Source organism: Avibacterium sp. 21-599 (assembly GCF_026226765.1).
Taxonomy (GTDB): Bacteria; Pseudomonadota; Gammaproteobacteria; order Enterobacterales; family Pasteurellaceae; genus Avibacterium.
On the sequence record NZ_JAKKOB010000001.1, the window covers coordinates 1,798,424 to 1,824,895 of the forward strand.

Genomic DNA, 26,472 nt, shown 5'->3' on the forward strand with positions numbered 1-26,472 from the left:
TTATGATCGAACTCACTGCGGAAGAAGAACTGCGTTACAATCGCCAAATTGTACTGAAATCCATTGATTTTGATGGTCAAGAAACATTAAAAGATAGCACAATGCTTGTTATGGGCTTGGGGGGCTTAGGCTGTGCTGCAAGCCAATATTTAACTGTAGCGGGCGTTGGCAAATTAATTTTAGTGGATTTTGATCGCGTCTCTTTGTCTAACTTACAACGCCAAGTGCTACACGATGATAGCCGTCTTGCAATGCCCAAAGTGGAATCCGCTAAGCTCAGTTTACAATGCTTAAATCCACACGTGCATCTTGACGCAATCAATCAACAATTAACGGATGACGCGCTCCTTGCGTTATTACAAAATGTCGATGTGGTGCTAGATTGTACCGATAACGTGGAAACACGGAATCAGCTAGATCGTTGTTGTGAGCAAAGCAAAACGCCACTTATTTCGGGGGCAGCAATCCGTATGGAAGGACAAATTTCCGTTTTCACCTATGAAGAAAACACGCCGACTTATCGACAACTCAGCCAACTTTTTGGCAATGCACCACTAAGTTGTGTGGAAACCGGCGTGCTTGCTCCGATGGTGGGGATTATTGGCTCAATGCAAGCTCTTGAAGCAATCAAAGTGCGGTTGAAAATTGGCGAGAATTTATGTGGACGATTATTGCTAATTGATGGCTTTACGATGAAAGTGAGGGAAATTAAGCTTCCCGCTTCGCATAAATAAGTGAAATATCGCGGCATTCATTGCCGTGTATTTTTTCTCTCCTTTTTTCTCCCCGTTTTCTCTCTACTTTTATTTCTCCACTTAACTTATTTGCTTGCCATTTTTACCTATTCCTCAAGATGAACGTGCTAAAATTAATACACGCGTGAAAAGCTGTTTAAACAAACGAGGAATGGATTCCACACCACGTTGCTTAATCTCATCAGATAACGCCACGGCAAGATCGGGCTTTGATGTGCGTTGTATGGCTCGTTGAATGATACGATGAACCAAATATTTCTGTGAACTTTCCTGCCAATGCGCTAATCGAATAAACACTCGCTCAAACCCTGCATAATAGAAAAAAATGTTCAATATCTTGTTTCGGTAAATAAGTCAGTCGCATTGCGGGTGATTCATTCTCATTCAAGAGACTTTTCGTGGTTGCTGAATATTTTTTACCGGCCTCATCCCCATCGGTTAGCACATACCATTCAATTCCCATCGCTTTGGCATAATGAATCAAAGCACGCAATCCACACTGCGCAAATTCTACGATCCTGATGCCTTCCATCGCAAGATCAATACCAAGTAGATCAGCCAATTCTGTTAAAATCCAAACTTCCGTTTCTCCCTCCACTAACAGCCACATTCGCGAAAATAATGCGAGACTACGGTTATGGCGAATATGAAAGCTTAAACGGCGTAATTCCTCTTTATTTAATTGATGTGAAAGCTGAAAAGCTTGTGTGCGTTCACTGCCTCTCACTAAACGGCAAATCGCCTGCAAAGGGATTTGTGAGAGCAATTCCACAGAATTTGTAGTGGTAATACGTTGAATGGGTAAATAACTGACTAATTCCCATATAATCGCCACCATTCTAGGATGCAAACGGGCGTCTGGATCTTCAAATAAAATAATTGGCCGTAAGCGGTGAAGATCGCGTAATTCATTAGCAGAAACAAATAATTGGCTTAATTGTTGAAATAAAATATGGCGTAATGAATGGTGCTGTTTTTCGCGTAATTTCAGGCAAAGCGATTTCACATCATTCCAAAGTGCGGTGGTATCTTGCATTAATTCTGCTGACATAACGCGATTGAGAAAATAATGTTGCAGTAAGCACAACGTGGATTGAATTTCGCGATTAAGCTTAGGGTCACCCAACCAAGGTGATGCCGAGAAAGATTGAGCATCAGAGGGGGAATTACGTCTTGCATCACGAAAACGATAAACAGGATGCTGTGCAATTAATGCCATTGCCATTTGTTCTGGGTCTTCTACGCTAAGTATTTTCCCTTCCCCATCTAAAAAATGGTAGGTGGTGATAATCTCTGAGCCTCGCATTTCCCCCATAATCTGAAAATAAATTTTGGCATAAGGTTCATCGTCAAAAACGGCAAGTTGAGTATAAGGGAAATGCGCTAAGGATTTTGCCTCACGGTGAATGCTAAAGGTAAATAATAGGGTGATTTCTTTCACCGTAGAGACATTTTTTTCGTCTTGATAAAAATCCGTTGATTGGAATTGATAAAGGCGTTGCTCGTTATTAAAAATGACACTTAACGCCGCCAATAAACTGGATTTCCCCCAAGCATTTTCACCAATCAACACCATATTCGGTTGTAAAGTAAGCGAAAGGCGGTTTATGCCACGAAATCCCACCAAATCTAATTGACGCAAATACATCATTGCTCCTTTGTATTTTTATCTCACTTGCGTAAAATAGCATAATAATTTCATCATTTTAAGGAAAAAACTGTGTTTGAAGGATTACTTATCGTCCTCGCACCCATGTGTTTAGGCTATTTTTTTAAGACAAAAAACACCGCACTTTTACAACGTATAAACCAAATAGTAATGCTTCTGCTTTATGTCATTTTGTTCATTATGGGCGTATCTTTAGGGCATTTAGACGATCTTACCAACACGTTACCGTTAATTGGCATTTCTGCCTTTAGCTTTGCTTTAATCATTCAAAGTTGCAATATTATTGGCTTAATGCTCTATGACAAACTTTACCCATTGCCACTTAAACGTTTGGGCAAAGATTTACCTTCCCGTGGGCGATTATTATTGGATAGTGCCAAACTTTGCTCAATGGTATTGATTGGTTTTATGGTGGGGATTTTAACCAAAGAATGGCTCGCCTTTCCTTTTAGTACAAGTACTTATGCTTTGGTTCTGTTGATCTTTTTTGTCGGCATTCAACTGCGTAATAATGGTATTGCGTTACGTGAGGTGATCCTCAATAAGCGTGGCATTTATACGGGGATTATTTTTATTATCACTTCCTTGCTAGGCGGTATCATTTCCGCTTATGTCCTTGATTTACCGATGACGCAAAGTTTAGCCATTGCATCTGGGTTTGGCTGGTATTCCCTTTCTAGCGTTGTGATCAATGATGCGTGGGGGCCGGTATTTGGCAGTATCGCATTTTTTAATGATCTCTCACGGGAAATTCTGAGTTTGTTTATGATTCCCTTCTTTATGTTTAAGTATCGCTCTACCGCAGTCGGGATGGCTGGCGCAACCGCATTAGATTGCACCTTGCCCATTATTCAACGTTCTGGCGGCATTGAAGTTGTCCCACTGGCGATTAGCTTCGGCTTTGTAACGAATATCGTGCCGCCCATTTTATTGGTATTTTTTTCCAGCATCCCACTTGCTTAATTATTCACTTTCAGCCTGTATCTTGCTATATAGGCTGAAAAATCCATTCAATTTCTACCGCACTTTTCTTTTTAATATTTAGCAATAAGAATGATTCTCTCAAACAGAATAATTATTATTAAAATTTCCTTTTAAAATGAATAACTTATAAATATTTTTAGTTGCAAAAAAGAAAAAACTGGTTAAACTATGCCCAGTCTAGTTAATCATTAAGGAAAGGAGTGGCTATGTTACAAGACGCGATTATTAAGAAATTAAACGAACAAATTAATTTGGAATTTTATTCTTCCAATGTGTATTTACAAATGAGCGCTTGGTGCTCAGCAAATGGCTATGAAGGCGCAGCAGCCTTTTTACTACGCCACGCAGATGAAGAAATGATGCATATGCAAAAATTATTCACCTATGTAAATGAAACAACCGGTATGCCATTATTAGGCAAAATTGAAGCACCAAAAAATGACTACAAATCGTTAAAAGAAGTCTTTGAGATCACGCTTGAACACGAAAAATTTGTTACCGCAAAAATCAATGAACTGGTGGAAGTTACCTTTGAGCATAAAGACTACTCTACTTTCAATTTCTTACAATGGTACGTGGCAGAACAACACGAAGAAGAAAAATTATTCAGTAGCATTATTGATAAATTTAATTTGGTTGGTGAAGATGGACGCTCGCTTTACTACATCGACCGCGATTTAGCTACATTAGAATAATCAGAATAAAAGGAGAAAAAAATGTTATCAAACAACGTGATTAAATTATTAAACGATCAAATGAATTTGGAATTTTATTCCTCAAACTTATATTTACAAATGAGCGCTTGGTGCGAACAACAAGGTTTTGACGGTGCAGCACAATTTTTGTCTGCTCACGCGGCGGAAGAAATGCAACATATGCGTAAGTTATTCACTTATTTAACTGAAACAGGGGCATTGCCAATCATCAGTGAAATTGATGCACCACCGCACGAATTTAGTTCATTAAAACAAGTGATTGAAACCACTTACCAACACGAAAAATTAATTACCAGTAAAATCAATGAATTAGTTGGGAAAACCTTTGAAGAAAAAGACTTCTCTGCATTCAATTTCTTACAATGGTATGTGGCAGAACAACACGAAGAAGAAAAATTATTCAGTGGTATTTTAGATAAGCTGAATCTTCTCGGCGATGACGGCAAAGGCCTGTTCCTTGTGGATAAAGACCTTGCTAAACTTGCAGTTAATCACGCTTAGTTATCAGTATAAAGCCAGTTATTCGCTGGCTTTTTCTTTGTCCAAAATTTGCTGATTTTCCACCGCACTTTGGATTTGTTGATAATGACAAGTGCGGTAGAAAAAGGCGGAAAGAAGTATGCAAAGCATTAAAATAATTTGAATTAAACGTTTTTTTGTTAGCTTTTCAGTGGCCATTAGGATTTCCTTAACAATTATTTAACTATTTAAAACTTCTTAATTTTACCATTTAGTGGTATTATTTCTTGCGTTAGATCAATTTTATATGATTTTTTCTGCTTTACCGAGTTATTTGAGGATTAAATGAAAATTTTAGCTAATGACAGTAAAATTGGGCGTCGTGTTCAATCCGGCGGCTGTGCCATTCACTGCCAAGATTGTAGTATCAGCCAACTCTGTATTCCTTTCACATTAAATGAACACGAACTAGACCAGCTTGATAACATTATCGAACGTAAAAAACCGATCCAAAAATCTCAAGTCTTATTTAAAGCAGGCGATACCCTTCATTCTCTCTATGCAATTCGTTCTGGCACGATTAAATCTTATACGATTAGTGAAACAGGTGAGGAACAAATTACCTCTTTCCATTTGCCCGGTGATCTCGTCGGCTTTGACGCAATTATGAATATGCAACATCCAAGTTTTGCACAGGCTTTAGAAACCGCAATGGTCTGCGAGATCCCTTTTGATATTTTAGATGATTTATCAGGCAAAATGCCCAAATTACGCCAACAAATTATGCGTTTAATGAGTAATGAAATTAAAAGTGATCAAGAAATGATTCTCTTACTGTCTAAAATGAATGCCGAAGAACGCTTGGCGGCGTTTATTCATAACCTTTCTCGTCGTTACTCGGCTCGTGGTTTCTCTGCACGAGAGTTCCGTTTAACGATGACGCGTGGCGATATTGGCAATTATTTAGGTTTAACCGTTGAAACCATTAGCCGTTTGCTAGGACGTTTCCAAAAGTCAGGAATGCTCTCGGTTCAAGGAAAATATATCACCATCAATAATATGGCAGAGTTATCCCAATTAGCAGGAGTAACCAAAACGCGTATTCAAATGGTCAGCTAATTGGCTTTTCACTCAACTAGTGCAACAATATGTTGCACTAGATCACGTTTTTTTCCACACTAACTTGTTATTCTTGCCAATCTTTTCTATGCTATAAGCCAATTAACCATCATTTGGAGGTTGTTATGAAATTTAAAAATATCTTGGTTGTGTTAAATCCTGAAAATGAAAAGCAATATGCTCTTGCTCGCGCGGTGCGTTTAGTCAAAGAACAAAAAAGTGAAAATAAAGTAAACATTACCACGTTTATGACGGTTTATGATTTATCTTACGAAATGTCCGCACTGCTTTCTTCAGAAGAACGTGAAAATATGCACCAAGGTGTTATTGAACAACGCCAAAAAGCCATTAAACCTTATTTAGAAAAATACGCCGATCCAAATATTGAATTTTATTCAAAGGTTGTTTGGCATAGTAATGAAGCGGAAGCCATCGCGGAAGAAGTAGAAAAAAATCACTACGATCTTGTCGTGAAATATACACAGGAAGAAGAAAGCATTACATCACTTATTTTTACCCCGATGGATTGGCAATTATTACGTAAATGCCCCGCTCCAATAATGATCGTAAAAGACGGCGATTGGAAACATCAACGCCGTATTTTAGTTGCGGTCAATGTGTCTGATGACGAAGAACATCATAGTTTACTGAATAATGAATTAGTGACACTAGGTATTGATTTAGCCGATAGCTTAGAACGCGGAAATGTACACCTTGTTACCGCTTATCCACCAACACCAATCAATATGGCAATCGACTTACCTGAATTTAGCGCGGCTGATTACAGTAATAGTATTCGTGGACAATACTTGCTCAATATGAAAGCCCTACGCCAACATTTCAATATTGATGAAGATCACACCCACGTTAGAGAAGGTTTCCCAGAAGATATTATCCCTGAAGTGGCGAAAGAATTAGGGGCGGAAATGGTGGTGCTAGGCACAATCGGCAGAACCGGGCTTTCTGCGGCTTTTCTTGGAAATACTGCTGAACACGTTATCAGCAAATTAAATTGTAATTTATTGGCAATTAAACCGAATGACAAATAGCCCCAAATGAGCATATAAAAAAGCTGACCTCAATATTGAGATCAGCTTTTTTTTCATTTCAACAGCTAAAACAGTGGATTATTTTGCATAAAGCGGTGCTGGACCAATAGGCCCACCCTGCGTTGAATTTTCTTGCTGTTTTACTAATTTTCCTGACGAAGAAATTTCTACACGACGATTTTCGCGTAAGCAGTCTTTTAATGCTTGACCCGTTACGTTATCACAAGCTTTCACTTGATATGCTTTTCCATAACCAATTGCTTCAATATTTGCCGTTACACCTTGCTGAATTAAACGTGCTTTAACACTATCAGCTCGGCGCTGGGATAATTTTAAATTATAATCCGCAGAACCTAAACGGTCAGTATGACCTGAAACCTTAACATTTTTAGCTTGGGTCTCTTTCAATTGTTTCGCCACATTATCTATTACCTGAATCCCTTTTGCAGTCAAAACATCTTTATTGAAGTCAAATAGAAAATCGCCTTTTAAGCTAAACGATAAGCTTCCATTACAACCATTTGGATACCAGAAGAAACTTTGTGCGTTCATATTTTTGTCAAACAAAATTTTGTATTGACAGATTTTATGCTCGCCATTTTCACGATAGTTAAACACATAATCCCATTCGCGAACACTGAATAAACCTTCTGCAAAATGTGGACGATCGATCAAGTTATAAATTTGATCTTTATTCATACCACGTTCAATCATTCTCACATTATCCCAATTTGGCCAAGAACCATACTGGCTACCATTATGATTAAATGTTGAATCTTCAATTTTAGGCCAAACTAAGTGATCAGATGTACCTTCATCTGTCACTTTACTTAAATTTCCGCAGGCTGCTAATGTCGTTGCAGCAACAGCTGAGAATAAAAGATGTGATAATTTCATATTTTTACCTTAACACTGAATAAAACCATTACTTAAAATAAACAAAATGCTCAAATGGCATTTTTGTTCGGCGCTATATAGTAAAGCGAATTGCTAATAAAGTAAATTGACAAAACGCTTTACTCAACGAAATCCAATGAGTTTTTTGTCAAATAATGTAAATGCAACGTCCTCTTTAATATAGCGTTCGCTCATTACGTTTTAACCACCCCAATAGCACATTATCTGCACTTTCTTCCGCTTGTTTCCCTAATTTCTGGACAAGGGATTTTTTCATTGCGTATTTCACCGAAACGACAAATTTATCTTTAATCGCTTGCAGGATAACATCATCGCTGGTGGCAATTTCATCAACTAAGTTTAATCCTAACGCTTGCTGCCCAAACCAATGCTCTCCAGTGGCTACCTGCTCAATATCAACCTGTGGACGATGCTGTGCAACAAATTGTTTAAATAATTGATGAGTTTCTTCTAATTCTTGCTGGAATTTTTCTTTCCCTTTTTCCGTATTTTCGCCAAGTAAAGTGACTGTACGTTTATATTCTCCCGCAGTCATCACGTCCACATCCACATCGTGTTTTTTCAGTAAACGATGAATATTCGGCACCTGTGCCACCACCCCTACTGAACCAATAATAGCGAAAGGTGCGGCAATAATTTTATCCGCTACGCACGCCATCATATAGCCTCCACTGGCTGCTACTTTATCCACTGCCACGGTTAATTTAATCTGGTGCTGTTTTAAGCGTGCTAACTGGGAAGCCGCAAGCCCATAACCGTGAACCACACCACCGGGGCTTTCCAAACGCAATAATACCTCATCTTCCGGTTTTGCTACGGCGATAATAGCACTCACTTCCTCGCGAAGTGCGGTGGTTTCTGAAGCAGAAATATCCCCTTTAAAGTTCAACACAAATAAATGGGGCTTGCGTTCATTTTCTGGATTTTCACCTTTTTTACGCTTTTCTTTTTCTGCTTTTGCTTTTTGTTTATCCTCTTTTTTACGTGCTTTTTCTACTTGTTTTAACGCTTCTTCAGAAAGATGAAACTCCGCCAAACGCTTGGCATTTTCTTCATATTCTTGCGATAAATCGGTGATGACCAACTCCCCTGCTTGATGAGATTTTTTCTGTTTAAACGCCATAATCATCGCGACAATGCCAGTAATAACCAATAACACCGTAAGAATTTCTAAAATAAATAAGCCATAGCCCATTGCTAATTCTGACCACATAATCTGTCCTTGTTGTTAAATAAAAATCAAAATGCGATCATAAAGCATTTCTGACAAAGTGCAATTTCTCGCTGATTATTTACGATTAAGAAAAAATCTTTTTCCTTTTATCCCATTGTTCTAGCAAAAATTCCCTTTATAATGACCGCACTTTATAATAAGCACAATTTAAGGATTTCTTATGTCGAAAGTTCTTGTTTTAAAATCAAGTATTCTTGGCGATTACTCACAAACGAATCAGCTTGCTGACTACCTTGTTTCAAAATTACCTGCTGGCACCGAAGTGGTTGAGCGTGATTTAGGCGCGAACCCATTGCCACATTTTGATGGTATTGCTGCCAATGCCTTGCGTGGCGAACCAAAAACCGACCAAGATAAAGCATTACTGGCACTTTCAGATGAATTGGTCGCAGAATTAAAAGATGCTGATACCCTTATTATCAATGCACCAATGTACAACTTTAATATTCCAACCCAATTAAAAAGTTACATTGATTTCATTGCCCGCCCACGTGTCACTTTCCAATATACCGAAAATGGCCCTGAAGGCTTAGTAAAAGGGAAAAAAGCCATTGTATTAGCCTCTTTCGGCGGCGTACACCAAGGGCAGGTCACAGATGTTATCACCCCCTATTTGAAAACATTCCTTGGTTTTATCGGCATTAATGATGTGGAATTTGTTTATGTAGAAGGCGTAGGATCGGGGGCAGAAGTCGCCGCTAAATCGCAAGAACAAGCAAAAGCAAAAGTAGATACACTCATTTCATTATCTTAAATAAAAATTTGTTTATGTTAATCAACCTTTGCCTTTAAACATAACGAAACATTATTTTCTTTAAGATTATCGCACGACAAAAAAGCTTGATTTTCATCAAGCTTTTTCTTTATGGCAAAATTTTTATTGCACGAGCAAATAAAAATTGGTTTTACCACGCAAAATATTTAACGCAATGGTAGAAGGGTTATCTTTTAGTATGGCACGTAATTGGTCTAAATCTTTAATCGTTACACGATTAACACCAATAATGACATCGCCTTCTTTTAATCCCAAACGTTGAGCTAAAGATTTATCCTTAATTTTGCTAATCTCAACGCCTTTTTTCCCTTTAGCATCGTAATTACTTAATTCCGCCCCCTCAAGCGCTGGCAATAAATTATCTGCGTTTGCTTTAGTTTGCTCATCAGATTGCAGTGTGACAGAGGTGGTATTAGATTTACCATCACGCAAATACGTTAATTTAACTTGTTTCCCCGCACCTGCAGTAGCAATTTTAGCTCTTAACTCTGCAAAACTTGATAAGTTTTGCCCATTCAGTGCCGTAATAACATCACCCGCTTGCAATCCTGCTTTTTCTGCCGCAGAGTCAGGAAGCACCTCACTGATAAATGCCCCTTTCTGTGCATCAATTTTCAATGCCTTAGCCAAATCAGCATTTAATTCTGTGCCTTTTATTCCTAATAACCCGCGACGAACTTCACCAAATTCCAGAATTTGTTTCACTAAACTATTTGCCATATTACTTGGAATAGCAAAAGCAATGCCAGCATTGCCACCATTTGGCGAAATAATCGCAGTATTAATACCAATTAACTCACCATTTAAATTCAGCAAAGGTCCGCCTGAATTTCCTTGGTTTACAGCAGCATCGGTTTGGATATAGTTCTCATAATTCCCTGTTTCTGATCCTGTTGAACGCCCCAACGCAGAGACAATACCAGAAGTGACGGTCTGACCTAAACCAAATGGGTTCCCCACAGCAACCGTATAATCGCCTACACGAAGCTTATCAGAATCGGCTATCTTAATTTCTGTCAAATTCTTCGGATTTTCTAATTGAATTAAGGCAATATCAGAGAGATCATCCGTTCCTACTAATTTTGCGTTAAACTCTCGTCCATCTTGTAATTTCACCGTGATTTTATCCGCTTGATCCACAACGTGGTTATTGGTTAAAACATAACCTTTCTGTGCATTAATAATCACACCAGAACCCAGTCCTTTAAAGCGACGAGAAGAATTGTTGCTAAACACATCTGGACCGAAGAAAAACTTAAACTCCTCAGGTAGCTCATCATTTTGAAAACGTGATTTTTGTTTTCCCTCCACAGAAATAGAAACCACACTAGGAAGCACACGTTCTAACATTGGTGCAAGCGTCGGTGTTTCTGACAACGTACTAGGTGGAGGTAAGGTTGCCATTGAACTCACTGAAGAACCAAGCACCGTTAAGCCAAGTGCAATACTCGTTAATAAAAAATGTTTTCTTTTCACTTCATTTCTCCATTTTATTACTAAACATAATATTAAGGTAAGAACAGTTCTCAATTTTTAAAGAGATCAATAAACATTTCCTTTCATTAAGAAAAGTTTATTCACTGTCTCTCCTATGACAAAAGAAGTAAAAAATTGTTCATCAAAATGATCAAATAGTTAAAAATTACAAAAAAAGAGGTAAATGCGCCCTCAAAGTTGCATAAGCTAAATCAAATAGATAGAATAAGCGCAATTTTAACGCGCGACCAAAATATGAACAAAATCCAAGAACAAGGCATAGCAAGCAAGCAAGCAAGCAAGCAAGCAAGCAAGCAAGCAAGCAAGCAAGCAAGCAAGCAAGCAAGCAAGCAAGCAAGCAAGCAAGCAAGCAAGCAAGCAAGCAAGCAAGCAAGCAAGCAAGCAAGCAAGCAAGCAAGCAAGCAGACATCAATATTTAGTTGATGTCAAGGCTTATTTTGCCTATTTTTCTGTCTCTTTTTCTCTCTCTTTTTTCCTTTTCTTTGTTCTCAAGTTAGCCCCTTTATTTCACGTTTTCTGGTGGGATTTCCCAACCTGTTGCGTGCGTTTTTTCTTACAAGAACAAGGCGTTTTCAATAAACATGATGACCTTAATCCCGTGCGAGCATTACGCACACGCCTATTTTTTGCACAATCAAAAACCTTAACACCCATTTTAAATCGTGAGACGGGGGATAACGTTACCCCATCTCTGCCCCCTTGCCATCGCGTTCATTCTATTTATAGCAATCAACGCGGGCATTTTCCTTTTGGCCCTGCGCAACCTCTGACTCTCTCGCGCAAGGTCTTTTTTATTCACACACTTATTCAAACAAACACCGCGCTATACAAAGTGCGGTGCTGGATGAATACATTTTTAAACCACAACCTTAAGAAGATATTCTTATGAAAAATACAGTCATTATCAATGTCTTATCGAAAGATACCATTGTATTGCCTTTCAGTTACTCAAGCGTAAAACAAACGCAACGCCAAGGGGATAACCTTGTTATCACCTTAGACAATGGCAACACCATTGAACTCGACGGCTTTTTTAAATCGCCACACAATCTGTTATTAAAAGCAGAAAATGGTGTCGGCTTTGACCAACTTATCATGAATGAAAATGGCTTTGTGACCCAAGCCGCTCACCTCTCCAATGCTGAAGCCGATGCCTTATTAGGGTCTGATGCCTTATCTGCCTTAGCAAAACAATCTACCGATGCCGTATTATTAAATGCCGTTGCCCCAGCAGCCGAAGCAGGTGGCGCTATTACTGATGCCACGCCATTATATGTCGGGGCGGCAAGCTTAGGGATTTTAGGGGGAATGTTCGCCCTTGCAGACAAAAACGGTTCTTCAGGTAGTTCTGCTGCCGCACCTATCACGGAAACCAACACTCATCCTGATGGTTCAACCACCACAAGAGAAAGAAAAGATACCGATGGTGATGGGAAATTCGATACCACAATCACCACCGAAAAAGATAGTAAGGGTAACACCACAAAAGAAACCACTACGGTTGATATGAATGAAGATGGTAAGCCGGAAGAAACCACAGAGGTAATCAATCACCCAGATGGTTCTACCACCACGACCATAACCAAAGATAAGGATGGGGATGGCAATGCAGATGCCCGAACCTCGGAAACCAAAGATAAATACGATAACACTACGGGTAGCAGTGAGACCACTATCAAACATAATAAAGACGGCTCAATAACAGAAGACACCGTAAACAAAGATGCATACGGTAACACCACCGGTAGCACAGAAACCACCACAAAACAAAATGCGGATGGTTCAACTACCGAAACAGCCGTAAACAAAGATGCTCACGGTAACACCACCGGTACGACAGAAACCACCACAAAACAAAATGCAGATGGTTCGACTACTGAAACAGCCGTAAACAAAGATGCAAGCGGTAAAACCACGGGTAGTACAGAAACCACCACAAAACAAAATGAAGATGGTTCGACTACTGAAACAGCCGTAAACAAAGATGCAAGCGGTAACACCACGGGTAGCACAGAAACCACCACAAAACAAAATGAGGATGGTTCAACCACCGAAACAGCCGTAAACAAAGATGCACACGGTAACACCACCGGTAGCACAGAAACCACCACAAAACAAAATGCAGATGGTTCAACTACCGAAACAGCCGTAAACAAAGATGCGCACGGTAACACCACCGGTAGCACAGAAACCACCACAAAACAAAATGAAGATGGTTCGACTACCGAAACAGCCGTAAACAAAGATGCAAGCGGTAAAACCACGGGTAGTACAGAAACCACCACAAAACAAAATGAGGATGGTTCAACCACGGAAACGACCGAAAACAAAGACGCAAGCGGTCACACCACGGGTAGTACGGAAACCACCACTAAGCCAACTGAAGAGGGTAATGTTGTAAAAACTATCATCAAAGACGAAAATGGCAATAAAATCGGTAGCACCGAAGCCACAACCAAACAAAATGAGGACGGTTCAAGCACAACTACAACCATTGCCAAAGACAAAGATGACAATGTAACCGGCAGCACCGAAGCCACAACTAAACAAAATGAGGACGGTTCAACCACGACTACAACCATTGCCAAAGACAAAGACGATCATGTCACCGGTAGCACCGAGGCGACAACGGTCAAAAATGAAAATGGCTCAACAACCACGGTGAAAGAAAAAGACAGCAACGGTCAAACTGTTTCAACCACCAAAGAAACCACAACCACAGAAGATGATGGTTCAACCACCACGGTAACAGAAAAAAATAAAGATGCCGATGAACACGTAGATGAAAAAACGACCGTGAACACAAAAGCAGACGGTTCAACCACAACTACCGTGGAAACCTCTAGCAAGGATGATGGCGTGATGGATTCAACGGAAACTACAAAAAGAAACCCAGCTGGGGAAGCCACTTCCACCACCAAACAATCCACCACTGCTGGAGACAACGGCTCTACCACTACCGTAACGGAAAAAGATAAAGATGCCGACGGTCATGTGGATGAAAAAACGACTGTGAACACAAAAGCAGACGGTTCAAGCACAACTACCGTGGAAACCTCTAGCAAGGATAATGGCGTGATGGATTCAACGGAAACCACAGAAAGAAATCCAGAAGGAAAAGCCACTTCCACCACCAAAGAAAGCACCACCGCTGGAGACAACGGCGCTACCACCACCGTAACGGAAAACGATAAAGATGCCGACGGTCATGTAGATGAAAAAACGACCGTGAACACAAAAGCAGACGGTTCAACCACAACCACTGTGGAAACCTCTAGCAAGGATGATGGCGTGATGGATTCAACGGTCACCACAGAAAAAACGGCAGACAATAAAGTCACACATGAAACCGCCACAACCACACAAGATGGCACCACAACCACCGTGGACACAAAAGATGCGAATACCAACGGTCATATGGAAGAAAAAACCACCACTACCCTCAACGCAAATGGCTCAAAAACCGTGAGAACGGAGCTTGACACCAACGATGATGGCAAAGTGGACCAAATCACCGAAGCCACTTATGACAAGGCTACTGACGAACACCCATCTTTAGTGGAACACATTGATGTGGATACGGGGAAAGTTATTCAACGTGATATTGACGCCGACAAAAATGGCTTTATTGACCGTAAAGAATACGACGCTAATGGCGATGGTCACGATGAAAAAGTCGAAACCTTTGACAACAAAGGCAACAATCCATCCAACATCACTAAAGTGGAAATTGATGCGGACAGCAACGGGCGTGTGGAAACCATTAAATACAATGGAAATGGTAACGCGTTCTTTGAGAAGATTGAACACTTCGACAATAATGACTCAGCCAATACTACACCAATCAAAACAGAGTATGACGAAACCCCTGAAGATGGTAACCCTGACCTCATTATCACAGATGGGAATGAACGTCTCACCAAAAAGATTGAATATCAAAACGGTAAACCACATACTATCAGCTATGACAACAATGGTAGCGGTGATGTTGAACGCAAAGACACCCTTGGTAACAGCGGTAACGAAACCGACGTGGTAGAACGCGTGCTGGATATTAACGACGACGGCAATGCAGATGCCAAAATCACCTACGAGGGCAATAAAGCCTTTACCGTCACCAATGAAAACGGCGAAACTGAAATCGTTTACAAACCAACCAAAGCCAGCTTCAATGACAACTACAACAACGGTGCAGACAACACCATTGACCATATTGAAACCTATCAATATGACAACAAAGGCAATGTCACCGAAACCAAGTTCTTCAACGATGGAAATGATGCCAACAATAACGGCAAAGCAGACCGTATTGAAACCAACATCTACAATGCAGAAGGTCAGCTCACCACTAAATACATCAATGCTGATGGTGAAACCTCTACAGGCAAAGATAAAGTGGTTGACGGTAAATCAGTGAAAGGAGTAGATATCATTGAAACCTATGAGTACAACCCTGAAGGGCTAGTCAGCAAAAAATCCATTGATGGGGACGCGGATGGCAACGATGACCGTACTGAAAGCTATGACTATAACGACAAGGGGCAAGTAGAACGTATCACTTATAATGACAATAATGATGACACGCCAGACCGCATTGAAGTAAACAAATACGATGGCAACGGCAACCTTATCCAAACCAGCTTCTTCAACGATGGGAATGAAACCAACAACAAGGGCAAAGCGGACAAAGTTGAAACATACCGTTACAACGAATTTGGTCAAATGAAAGGCAAAGACATTGATGCGAATGGGGATGGCACCATTGACCAAGTGGAAACATACGCATTGAACGAAAAAGGACAAATCGTCCAAACCACTTACGCTGTACCAACCGGCGCAAAATCGGATGGTACCTACACCGGATTGACTGAAACCGCTATTGACTACTTTGACTTAGACGCGAACGGCAACATCAAAGCCAAATACACCAATGCGGATGCGAAGAACACCGGTGAAAGCCTAAGCGAACAAATTAACGGAAAAACCACCGCACTTTCAGGGATTGAGAAATTTGAGGAATACACCTTAAATGCCAAAGGTGAAATCACCGAAGTGAAATACAACCTTGACGCCAAAGGAGCGATTGACTGCATTGACTATCTCGACCTTGACAACAATGGTCACACCCTCAAAACCTATCAAGACCTTGACGGCAAAACTGCCACAGGGGCAAAAGCAAGTGCAACAACTGGCAACCATCAAGGAATTGACCGCATTATCACCAATACCCAACTTGACGCGGAAGGGCGTGTATTAGTTCAAGAAACGGACAATAATGCAGATGGTAACCCCGATAGCAAAGAGCGCTACACTCGCGATAATAATGGCAATGTGGTTAAAAAAGAAATCGATCTCACTGGAGATGGTCCATATGATAAGCATGAGGATTATGTGCTTGATGCCTCTGGATATATAACCGAAACCTCTTATTATTTGGGCGATATACTCACGTCAAAAGAGCACGTTACACGCAACAATAACCATCAGGTTACCCATAAAGATATCTATAAATCTAATGGTGAGACTGTTGATAATATTGTTGATGCAACAGAGGACTATAAACTGGATGCCTTAGGACGAGTCTCAGTTTATACCTATGATGATACCAATCGCGGTGAACCAAATCGCATTGAAACTGTAACACGCGATCCAAATGGTTATATTGTTCGTAGAGACATCAACCAAACGGATACTAATAAGGATGTTGATGCTATTCGATATTATGATGTTGACGCTTACGGTAACACTGCTGAATATCGTGCTGCGAATAATGCTACTGATATTGATCAAAAAAATATCTATACACGTAATGAATTTGGTCTTATTGTTACAGATGAGCGCTATTCTCTTGATTTAAATGGAGAACTAAAACTCCTCCACACAACAAGTAACACTTACAATGCATTGAAACAACTAGAGACAGCTACTATTAAGTACGCTGACCCAGCATTAACTACAAAAAATACAAGTACAACATACACCTATTATGATGATGGGTTAAAAGAGTCAGAAACGCATTTTAATGCTAAGGATGTTAAAAAAGATACTTATACATATAAGTACGATAATGCGACAAGAGTTGCTGAGCGTATTGATACCTATTATGACGCGAAAGGTGCTGTGACTAGAACAGACTATAATGTATATGAAAGCTACTATGAAGGTTTCGGAAGAGCTAAAGATATTGCAGTTTATACTGATGAAGCACATAAAATACGCCAAAACTTCACGACTTATGAAATAAACGGTAATGGAAAAATTACCCATTCTATTATAACACTTGATTCAGTAAACCCTGATGCACCATCAACTTATACATTCGGGGCGCGTAATGCTTCTACATCACTTATTCTTAATGAGAATATGACTGAATATAGTGCTGAGCGTTTAGCCTCTCTTGGCGATGCGTTAAAAGAGATTAAATTGACAAGAAATAATGCTAGTGAATTAACCATTGATTCAAAAACCATCGCCAAAATCAGCGAAGGTGGGTTAAATATTATCGGTCAAGCTGATGATAAAGTGACGCTATCTAGTGATTTCACTAAAGGGGCGGCTAATGAAGCAGGGCATAAAGGCTATACCCACTATACTGCCGATGTAGGTGATGAACATTTAGATGTATATATCAGCACGGCGGTTGATACAGTGATTGGAGGCTAATCGTTTTATCATCTATAGCTAACGCCAATGCTTTTGATATAAGGATTTATTTATCCTCTTTAATCAAAAGAAAAAGTGAATAACTATGCTATTCATCTCATTGCGTGGGCTAATTAATGGTAACGCTTGATTAATCATCATTAAAAGAGCGGTCAGTTTTTCACGAGTTTTTATCAAAATTCCTCAAATTCTGACCGCACTTTAAATAATTCAAACCCTTGAGAATAAGTAGATCTTGATTGTTTATCCTTTCGGAATAAATCCATTCACATTCCGATAAATAACAGCAATACCTTAACCATATTGTTAAAAATCATTGACTAATCACAAATTCCCTCGGGTTTTCATTATTTCTCTCAAAGGATTTCCTATGCAATTTGATTATAACGCACGCAACGCCTTACGAGGCTTTCGATTTAATACCCTTTTCGCCCTGTTAAGCACCACGCTATTAGTGGGTTGCCAACACCCAGCCACACACCCCATTCAACACAATGGTGACAACCACCCTATGCAAGCCTCAATAGAGCAAGTGAAAATGGGCGATGTAATGGCTTCCGCTTCAACGGTGGCAAATCCTCATAACAAAGCCCACACCACTCAACCCGCTCAATACAATAGTGACAATCACCCAACACAAGCCTCAATAGAACAAGTGAAGCTGGGTAAGGTGATAACCGCATCAACTGCCACCTCTACGAAAACGGCTACTGCTACGTCTATAGCTTCTACCTCGCCATCAACACCACCTCAGCCCGAGCCACAACGCTATTCCTTAGCCCCACTTCAGCTCACCAACCCCGTGCCAACCACACAGGGCAATGCTACTGCCCCTGTTGCGGTGCAACCCCTTGTGATGCAAATCATTGCCTCTTCCCGTGAAGGCAAACCCGTCCAAGCCATTTTGCAATCGGCACTCACCTATTTCGATAACCACGCCTCTGCCGATGCCTTAATTGCCCAACACCAAGCCGAAACCACTGCCACCGAACGCCAAGCCTATCCCGATATTCGCCCCGTGGCAGGCGTAGGCAAAAACCACACTGCCCAATTCGGCTTGGAAGTCAATTACACCCTCTTTGACTTTGGGCAAAACGACACCCAAGTCACCCAACGCCAATTAACCACTGAGAGTGCCATCATCAACAAACACCTCGAGCAAACCAAACGCCTCAGTGAAACCTTAATCAAACTCGGCGAAGTGGCGGAACGCCAAGCCCGCATTGCCCTCACCCAAAACACCTTAGCCAATATCAATCAACTGTTACAATTAGCCCAAAGTCGTCAGGCTTCCGGTGTAGATAACGGTTCCGATGAAATGCTATTAAGCATTAAATCCGCTGAACTCACCACCGAAATCCAAACCCTTAAAAAACAGCTGGATTTATCCCTTTCCCTGTTATCGCGTCAGCTCATTCGCCCGATTTCACTTAACGACGTTCCTACACTGACTCAATTATTGGCGGTGATTAATACCCCTGTTGCAGACTTAAACCAAGCGCCTCAGCTACAACAAGCGGAAAAATTCATTGAACGCGCCAAAGCCGCCGTAGAAGCCGAGAAAAAAGCCTTTACCCTAAAGTGGTAGTGACGGCAGGTGGATATAAAAATGTCAAAGGACAAAGCGACACCCAATTGAATGTCAGCCTACAAGCCCCTACGGGAATTTTTGCCGGCTCAGCCCGTGTAAACGCCCAAGAGGCAGCCCTTTTGGCGGCACAACGCGACTATGAACGATTAGCCGATGATATTCGCACCGAACGCTCGCGTCTTGATTTAGAGACAGACCGTTTACAACAAAACCTACAAACCTTTGACGCTTTCATCGCCCAAACACAAAGCTCAATCGACTTATTTAACCGCCAATTTGAAATCTCCCAAGCCTCTATCGCCGATGGCATCAGCCCATACAGCACCTTACTCCGCACCAAAATCGAGCGTAACAATGCCTTACTCGAGCTTATCCGCATCAAAGCCAACCGCTTACCCTTGGTGCTACCCAGCACATTAGCGGAAAAATAAGAAAAAACGGGAAAAATGAGATGAGATAAAAAAAGGATAATAAAAATAGAAATAGAAAGAAATAAAGGAAATACGGAATAGAAAAAAACGAATAAATAAAGCATAACCCCGACAAAAAGAAAAAAACAATAAATGGAAGAATAAAAATGGCTAAAAAGAAGCAAAAGAAACAAAAAAACAACCCTACACCCGCCCAACAAGGCGGTACAAATAAAAACCATAAAAAAACCACTGCACTTATAATAAGTCGGAATACCTAAATCACAAAAATGAAAGGAGTAACTAAATATGAAAATCACTACTAAAAGATGAAAAGAAAATATATAAATAACCGAACAGAAAATCAGTAAATAAACAAAATCAATAAATAAAAAAAATAGAAAAAAGTAGCATTGCCGAGCAAGCAGAACGAAAAAAAGCAACAACCTTGTAACGGCAAATAAAAATCATAAAAAACCACCGCGCTTATAATAAGTCGAAATATCTAAACCACAAAAGAGAAAGAATAATTGAATATAGCAACCACTACCAAAGGAAGAAAAGAAAATATGTAAAAGAAAAATACATAAACAAAGCACAACCTCAACTAAAAGAAAACCAGAAAATAGAGGGAAAGAAAATCAGCAAACGAAATGAAATAAATAAGTAAAAAATAATAGGAAGCACATAAAAATAAGAAATCAATAAATGAAAGAATAAAATATGATCAAATAGGAAAAGAAAATAAATAAATCCCCCTAAACCAAAAGAAAAACAACAAATGGAAGAATATAAAACACACAAAAAGACGAACAAAAAATGAGTAATAAGAAGCAAAAGAAATAAAAAAAACAGCCAACCCACCAAACAGGATGGAGAAATAAAAAAGGCAACCCCTTAATAACAGCAAATAAAAACCATAAAAAAACCACCGCACTTATAATAAGTCGGAATACCTAAACCGCGAAAGGGAAAGAATAATTGAATATAGCAACCACCACCAAAGAAAGAAAAAAATATGTAAAAGAAAAATACATAAACAAAGCACAACCTCAACTAAAAGAAAACCAGAAAATAGAGGGAAAGAAAATCAGCAAACGGAATGAAATAAATAAGTAAAAAAGAATAGGAAGCACATAAAAAGAAGAAATCAATAAATGAAAGAATAAAACATGATCAAATAGGAAAAGAAAATAAACAAATTCCCCTAGACCGAAAGAAAAACAACAAATAAAATAATATAAAACACATAAACAGACGAAAAAAAATGAGTAATAAGAAGCAAAAGAAATAAAAAAAAACAGCCACCCCACCAAACAGGATGGAGAAATAAAAAAAGGCAATACCCTTAATAACGGCAAATAAAAACCATAAAAAACCACCGCACTTATAATAAGTCGGAATACCTAAACCGCGAAAGGGAAAAAATAATTGAATATAGCAACCACCACCAAAGAAAGAAAAAATATATAAAAGAAAAAAACACATAAACAAAGCACAACCTCAACCAAAAGAAAAAATAGTAAACAGAAGAAAAAATATACAAATGAACAAACAAAAAATTAGTAAACGAACAAAATCAACAAATGGAAAAATAGAAAAAAGCCGTATTGCCTGCCAAACAGAATGGGACAAAAAGAGAAAGGGATAACTAAATATGAAATTACCACTAAAAGATGAAAAGAAAATATATAAATAACCGAACAAAAAATCAGTAAGCGAACAAAATCAATAAATGGAAGAATAAAAAAGCCGTATAACCACAAAAACAGAACGGGAGAAAAAACAATAGCCTTGTAACGGCAAATAAAATCATAAAAAAACACCGCACTTATAATAAGTCGGAATACCTAAACCGCGAAAGGGAAAGAATAATTGAATATAGCAACCACTACCAAAGGAAGAAAAAATATGTAAAAGAAAAATACATAAACAAAGCACAACCTCAACTAAAAGAAAACCAGAAAATAGAGGAAAAGAAAATCAGCAAACGGAATGAAATAAATAAGTAAAAAAAGAATAGGAAGCACATAAAAAGACGAACAAAAAATGAGTAACAAGAAGCAAAAGAAATAAAAAAACAGCCAACCCACCAAACAGGACGAGGAAATAAAAAAAGGCAATACCCTTAATAACGGCAAATAAAAATTATAAAAAACCACCGCACTTATAATAAGTCGGAATACCTAAACCGCGAAAAGGGAAAGAATAATTGAATATAGCAACCACTACCAAAGGAAGAAAAGAAAATATGCAAGAGAAAAATAAAAATGAATAAACAAAGCTCAACTAAGACAAAAAGAAAAAATAGCAAACAGAAGAAAAAATATACAAATGAACGAACAAAAAATTAGTAAACGAACAAAATCAATGAATGGAAAAATAAAAGATAAGCAAAGAAAACGATAAAAAAACAGCCGCACTACCCCGCCCAACAGGACGAGGAAATAAAAAAAGGCAACCCCCTTAATAACGGCAAATAAAAATTATAAAAAAACCACCGCACTTAATGCGTTGGAATACCTAAACAACAAAAAAGAAGGACTAATTACGTATGATAATTTCCACTGAACGCCTGAACACCTTAGCTGAACGTTGCTTGCTTCCCTTTGACGAAGCCCTTGCACAACAAGCTTATGCCATCGGTTTACCCCTTTCTAATGCCGATATTGACTTCGCATTAAATACGATGACATCGCCAAATCAGAAAGGGCAAGGCAACCCTGTTGCGATGTCAGTCGCCACAGCCGAACACCTCGCTGGCACAGGAAAAATGTCATCCTCTACCCCGACGACACCAAGCTCGCCTACTGCACCCACTCCGTCTTTACACCAACGTCGCGCTGCCGCATTACAAGCCTTATTGCTGGATGAACAACTTGACCTCACCCATCATCCCTTGGCTTCCGAAGAAAAAAAACAATGGGCATCACTGTCTGCCCCTTGTGTGGTGACGGTCAATGCTGAACAAGCCCTTGTGGTATTAGCGAAAAACCCAAACACCTCGCACGCTCGCCAACCTATCGCAAGGGTGAAAACCACCCGTTCAGGGAAAAAAGGCAGTGAGCAAACCCTTTTACTTTATGCCCGTCATTCAGACCCCATTGAACTCACCATCGCAGAATGGCACGCCTTGTTGCACACGCTCACCCAAGCACCACAGAAAAAGGCTAACACTCACGCAAATGCCAATGTGCCCCCTCACTTGAATACAACTGGGCAAGCTCTCGCGAACGACAATGGGCAAACAAAGGCACAGGCACACCTCAGCCATAACGCCAAAGAAAACCGCAATGCCGATGCGAACGCTGATGTGACCCCTCACTTAAATACAACTGGGCAAGCTCTCGCGAACGACAATGGACAAACAAACGCACAAGCACACGTTAGCCATAACGCGAAAGAAAACCGCAATGCCGATGACACGCGCCCCCATTACTATCAACTGCGTAAAACCCTTTCCCGTATTCAACAAGAAAATGCCGTTGAACAGGAAAATGGGCATTGGTTTTGGCGGCTCTTTCGTGCAGAAAAAGGCATCTTCTACCGAGTCCTCATTGCCTCGCTCTTTGCTAACCTCTTGTCGGCGATTTCCTCTTTCTTTTCGCTGCAAGTCTATGACCGTGTTATCCCCAATAAATCCGAAGAAACCCTCTGGGCATTGTTAATGGGGGTGTCCATTGCCTTTTTACTCGAGGGGCTGTTGCGTATTTTCCGCTCTCATTTGTTAGATTACAGCGGGAAACGCATTGATGTGCAGGCAACGGCACTGTTATTACGTCGTTTAATGGGCTTACGTTTGTCTCACCAAACCCCTTCCCCTAATCGCCTTAATCAACAAATGCGGGAATTTAATTCTGTCCGTGAGTTCTTCACGGAAGCCGCTGTGGGTTCGTTTGTTGATATTCCCTTTGCGGTGATATTTTTAGCCGTTATTTACCTGCTCGGTGGACCGGTCGTGTTTGTCCCGCTCTTTGCCTTGCTGTTAATGGTGCTTCCCGCACTGCTTTATCGCAAAAAAATGTTGCGTATTGTGAAGTCTTATCTCGGCTCACACGCCGCGGCAAACCGTTTATATAATGAAGTCAGTTATCATTTAGAAACCGTGAAAAATGCCAATGCTGGACGTTTTTTTGAACAACAATGGAATGACATTAGTTATTTAGTGGCGACTGTTTCGATGCAACAACGCCACCTCGTCACGTTTCTCACCCAATGGGCGGCGTCTATCCAACAATTTGCCTATGCGATGACCATTACCGTAGCAGCCTATCAGGTCTTTGAAGGGCATTTTACGATGGGGGCAATGATTGCCTTGAGTATTTTAACCTCTCGCGCCCTTGCCCCTTTTGCCCGTTTAAGTTCGTTGTTAATCCGTTGGCAACAAATCAAATCCTCTTTGGCGGATTTAGATACCATTGCAAATGGCGAACAAGATGACCCCATTGAACAACGTAAATTACGCCGCACCCAATTAAGCGGGCATATTCACTTAAAACACTTGCAATTTAGCTATGAAGCGAAAGCGCGCCCTGCCCTCAATATTCAACAACTTGTTATTCGTCCGGGTGAGAAAATTGGCATTTTAGGCCCCAATGGCTCGGGCAAATCCACCTTATTAAAACTGTTAGCCGGGCTTTATTTACCGCAACAAGGCGAGCTTAAATTTGATGGCATTGATGGCAGACAGATTGCGGCAAAAGATTTACGCCGTGCCATTGCCTATAACACCCAAGAAGCCCAGCTGTTTAATGGCACGCTACGCGATAATCTGACCTTTGGCGACAGACGTATCCGTGATGAACAATTACTGGCTGTCTTACAGCAGACTGGTTTAGCGGAATTAATTCAATCTCACCCTTATGGCTTGGATTTACCCATTCGTGATGGCGGTGCAGGGTTATCGGTTGGGCAAAAACACAGTGTGCAATTAGCCCGTGTCTTTTTAAGTCAAGCCAATGTGGTGCTATTAGATGAACCGACGGCAAGTTTTGACCCACAAGTGGAACAGCACGTTATCCATCATATTCAACGTTTTACTCGTGATAAAACCTTTATTGTGGTGACCCACCGCACCCCGATTTTATCTATGGTGGACAGAATTATTGTGATGGCACAAGGACAGATTATTGCTGACGGTCCAAGAGATGTGATTTTACAGAAAATTGAGCAAGCACAAGCCGCACAATCCGCTTAGGCTTAGGCTTAGGCTTAGGCTTAGGCTTAGGCTTAGGCTTAGGCTTAGGCAAAATAGCCTAACCCAAACCAAACAACATAACACAAGAAAAGAGAACCATCTTATGCGTGATTTAACCCAAGAAATGACTCAACCAACACAGACAAAACGCTATCTGACCTTAATTAGCTTGCTGCTTACCGCCCTGCTGATTTGGTCGTATATTACCCCCTTTAGCCGTGTGGTGCGTGCCAATGGCGAACTGGTTTCCGCCGCGCGTACCCAAGTAGTCCAAAACCTTGAAGGCGGTATCATTCAAGCAATTAATGTGGAAGAAGGACAAATCGTCAAAAAAGGACAAGTTCTGCTCCATTTTGATACCACCCGTTTTCAAAGTGCGGTGGAAGAATTAGACAAAAAACTGGCCTCGCTCACCTTTAAACGTCAGCGCCTACAACAAGAGCTTAAACTGCCCCTTACCCCTGAGACGCAAATTATCCCGTTGAGATTTCCAGAAAAACTGGCTCAACTCTACCCAACAATGGCGGAAGCTGAGCAGGCACTTTATCAAACTCGCTTGCAAGAGTTTATGAGTAAAGCCAAACACTTTCAGCGCTTAATTGCGCTTAAAGAACAGCAACTGAATAACATCAAGCCCTTTATTAAAAGTGGCGCGGTCTCAAAACAAGAATTACTCACCACCGAACAACAACTGGCTGCCCTTTATTCTGAACGCGATGCGTTTTTTTCGGATGTGCGTAAACGTCAATCAACCGAGCTGTCGGAAACCATCAGCGAACAATCCTTACTGGAAGAAAAACGGAAAGCCAACTTAGACCAACTGGAACGTACCACCGTCAAAGCCCCCGCGGACGGCACCGTCAATCAACTGTTTTTCTCTACCGTTGGCGCGGTGGTCAGCCCCGGGCAACCCATTTTAGATATTGTTCCCAAAGACGATAGCCTTGTTGCCGAAGTACGTGTGTTACCAAAAGACATCGGCTATGTTGTGCCCAATATGAATGCCAATTTAAAACTCACCGCTTATGATTACAGTATTTACGGCACCTTACAGGGTAAAGTAACGAAAATCGGCGCCGATACCGTCCCTGATAAACACAGACGCGATGCCCCGCCAAGTTATGTGGTCACCATCACCTTAACCCCCGAATCCCTTCAAAAATGGCAACAACGCCACTTAGACATTCGTAATGGGATGGTGGTTGATGCGGAGCTTGAAGCCAATAAAATGCGAATCATTGACTACCTCCTCCGCCCAATCCTTAAAACACGTGATGCGTTAAAGACGATTTAGAAAGGCGAGGATAACAGCACATTATGCTGATTTTTTCTTGTTACTATATTCCCTAAGAGGCCATTTTTTTAAATTATTAGAAAACCACCTCTATTTTTATAGGATTAATGAACAAGGTCGTTGCTAACCATTATTTTTTTAA

Annotated in this window: 17 protein-coding genes and 3 pseudogenes; 15 read left to right on the plus strand and 5 right to left on the minus strand. The window is 40.4% G+C overall.

Annotated elements, in window-relative coordinates; all coding sequences use genetic code 11:
* The first annotated feature begins 2 nt into the window (after positions 1-2).
* Positions 3-734 carry a molybdopterin-synthase adenylyltransferase MoeB gene (moeB, locus tag L5B83_RS08620; RefSeq protein WP_265778179.1) on the plus strand — a complete coding sequence of 244 codons (732 nt, stop codon included), beginning with the start codon at positions 3-5 and terminating at the stop codon, positions 732-734.
* A gap of 114 nt (positions 735-848) precedes the next feature.
* On the opposite strand, the pseudogene L5B83_RS08625 reads toward moeB, so the two are convergent.
* A pseudogene (locus tag L5B83_RS08625) lies at positions 849-2,403 on the minus strand (DUF2813 domain-containing protein).
* Positions 2,404-2,475: 72 nt separating this feature from the next.
* Here L5B83_RS08625 and L5B83_RS08630 point away from each other — a divergent pair.
* The 3 genes from L5B83_RS08630 to ftnA (L5B83_RS08640) all read left to right on the plus strand — a co-directional run bounded on the left by L5B83_RS08630 (position 2,476) and on the right by ftnA (L5B83_RS08640) (position 4,625).
* Entirely contained in the window at positions 2,476-3,387 is a 912-nt protein-coding gene (locus L5B83_RS08630) for a lysine exporter LysO family protein (protein WP_265778180.1), read from the plus strand.
* A 227-nt stretch (positions 3,388-3,614) separates the two neighbouring features.
* The gene (gene ftnA, locus L5B83_RS08635) at positions 3,615-4,103 is read left to right on the plus strand and encodes a non-heme ferritin (protein WP_115249686.1); all 489 of its coding nucleotides are present in this window, start codon (positions 3,615-3,617) and stop codon (positions 4,101-4,103) included.
* A gap of 21 nt (positions 4,104-4,124) precedes the next feature.
* The gene (gene ftnA / locus L5B83_RS08640; protein WP_250350432.1) at positions 4,125-4,625 is read left to right on the plus strand and encodes a non-heme ferritin; all 501 of its coding nucleotides are present in this window, start codon (positions 4,125-4,127) and stop codon (positions 4,623-4,625) included.
* Between the two features lie 18 nt (positions 4,626-4,643).
* On the opposite strand, the gene L5B83_RS08645 is transcribed toward ftnA (L5B83_RS08640), so the two are convergent.
* Positions 4,644-4,802, minus strand: coding sequence for a hypothetical protein (locus L5B83_RS08645; protein ID WP_250350433.1), 159 nt, complete (start codon positions 4,800-4,802; stop codon positions 4,644-4,646).
* A gap of 126 nt (positions 4,803-4,928) precedes the next feature.
* Between L5B83_RS08645 and L5B83_RS08650 the strand changes: the two genes are divergently transcribed.
* Together L5B83_RS08650 and uspE are read left to right on the plus strand one after the other, a co-directional pair.
* The gene (locus L5B83_RS08650; protein ID WP_265778181.1) at positions 4,929-5,702 is read left to right on the plus strand and encodes an FNR family transcription factor; all 774 of its coding nucleotides are present in this window, start codon (positions 4,929-4,931) and stop codon (positions 5,700-5,702) included.
* Between the two features lie 125 nt (positions 5,703-5,827).
* On the plus strand, positions 5,828-6,751 hold the full coding sequence (gene uspE, locus L5B83_RS08655; RefSeq protein WP_265778182.1) for a universal stress protein UspE: 924 nt from the start codon (positions 5,828-5,830) through the stop codon (positions 6,749-6,751).
* A gap of 78 nt (positions 6,752-6,829) precedes the next feature.
* Here the strand turns inward: uspE and L5B83_RS08660 are convergent, their stop codons facing one another.
* Entirely contained in the window at positions 6,830-7,648 is an 819-nt protein-coding gene (locus L5B83_RS08660; protein ID WP_265778183.1) for an OmpA family protein, read from the minus strand.
* A 175-nt stretch (positions 7,649-7,823) separates the two neighbouring features.
* Complete coding sequence (gene sohB / locus L5B83_RS08665; RefSeq protein ID WP_265778184.1) at positions 7,824-8,882, minus strand: protease SohB; 1,059 nt, start codon at positions 8,880-8,882, stop codon at positions 7,824-7,826.
* A 181-nt stretch (positions 8,883-9,063) separates the two neighbouring features.
* Between sohB and L5B83_RS08670 the strand changes: the two genes are divergently transcribed.
* Positions 9,064-9,657, plus strand: coding sequence for an FMN-dependent NADH-azoreductase (locus tag L5B83_RS08670; RefSeq protein WP_265778185.1), 594 nt, complete (start codon positions 9,064-9,066; stop codon positions 9,655-9,657).
* Between the two features lie 123 nt (positions 9,658-9,780).
* Here the strand turns inward: L5B83_RS08670 and L5B83_RS08675 are convergent, their stop codons facing one another.
* Positions 9,781-11,154, minus strand: a complete 1,374-nt coding sequence (locus L5B83_RS08675) for a Do family serine endopeptidase (protein ID WP_265778186.1) — start codon at positions 11,152-11,154, stop codon at positions 9,781-9,783.
* A 255-nt stretch (positions 11,155-11,409) separates the two neighbouring features.
* Here L5B83_RS08675 and L5B83_RS08680 point away from each other — a divergent pair, with 255 nt between their 5' ends.
* The 8 genes and pseudogenes from L5B83_RS08680 (at position 11,410) to L5B83_RS08710 (ending at position 26,330) form a co-directional block, all read left to right on the plus strand.
* Positions 11,410-11,598, plus strand: coding sequence for a hypothetical protein (locus L5B83_RS08680; RefSeq protein ID WP_265778187.1), 189 nt, complete (start codon positions 11,410-11,412; stop codon positions 11,596-11,598).
* Between the two features lie 462 nt (positions 11,599-12,060).
* Positions 12,061-17,838, plus strand: a complete 5,778-nt coding sequence (locus tag L5B83_RS08685) for a hypothetical protein (protein ID WP_265778189.1) — start codon at positions 12,061-12,063, stop codon at positions 17,836-17,838.
* 370 nt (positions 17,839-18,208) lie between these two features.
* Positions 18,209-19,426, plus strand: coding sequence for a TolC family protein (locus L5B83_RS08690; RefSeq protein WP_265778190.1), 1,218 nt, complete (start codon positions 18,209-18,211; stop codon positions 19,424-19,426).
* Positions 19,420-19,860: a TolC family protein gene (locus tag L5B83_RS08695; RefSeq protein WP_265777451.1), complete on the plus strand. Its 441-nt coding sequence runs from the start codon at positions 19,420-19,422 to the stop codon at positions 19,858-19,860. The genes L5B83_RS08690 and L5B83_RS08695 overlap by 7 nt, the downstream gene beginning before the upstream one ends.
* Positions 19,861-20,820: 960 nt before the next feature.
* The gene (locus L5B83_RS08700; protein WP_265777954.1) at positions 20,821-20,958 is read left to right on the plus strand and encodes a hypothetical protein; all 138 of its coding nucleotides are present in this window, start codon (positions 20,821-20,823) and stop codon (positions 20,956-20,958) included.
* Between the two features lie 1,654 nt (positions 20,959-22,612).
* Positions 22,613-24,157: pseudogene (locus tag L5B83_RS12480) on the plus strand (ABC transporter transmembrane domain-containing protein); the annotation flags it as partial.
* 240 nt (positions 24,158-24,397) lie between these two features.
* A pseudogene (locus L5B83_RS12485) lies at positions 24,398-25,036 on the plus strand (ATP-binding cassette domain-containing protein); the annotation flags it as partial.
* A gap of 103 nt (positions 25,037-25,139) precedes the next feature.
* Complete coding sequence (locus tag L5B83_RS08710; protein WP_265778191.1) at positions 25,140-26,330, plus strand: HlyD family efflux transporter periplasmic adaptor subunit; 1,191 nt, start codon at positions 25,140-25,142, stop codon at positions 26,328-26,330.
* The last annotated feature ends 142 nt before the right edge of the window (positions 26,331-26,472 follow it).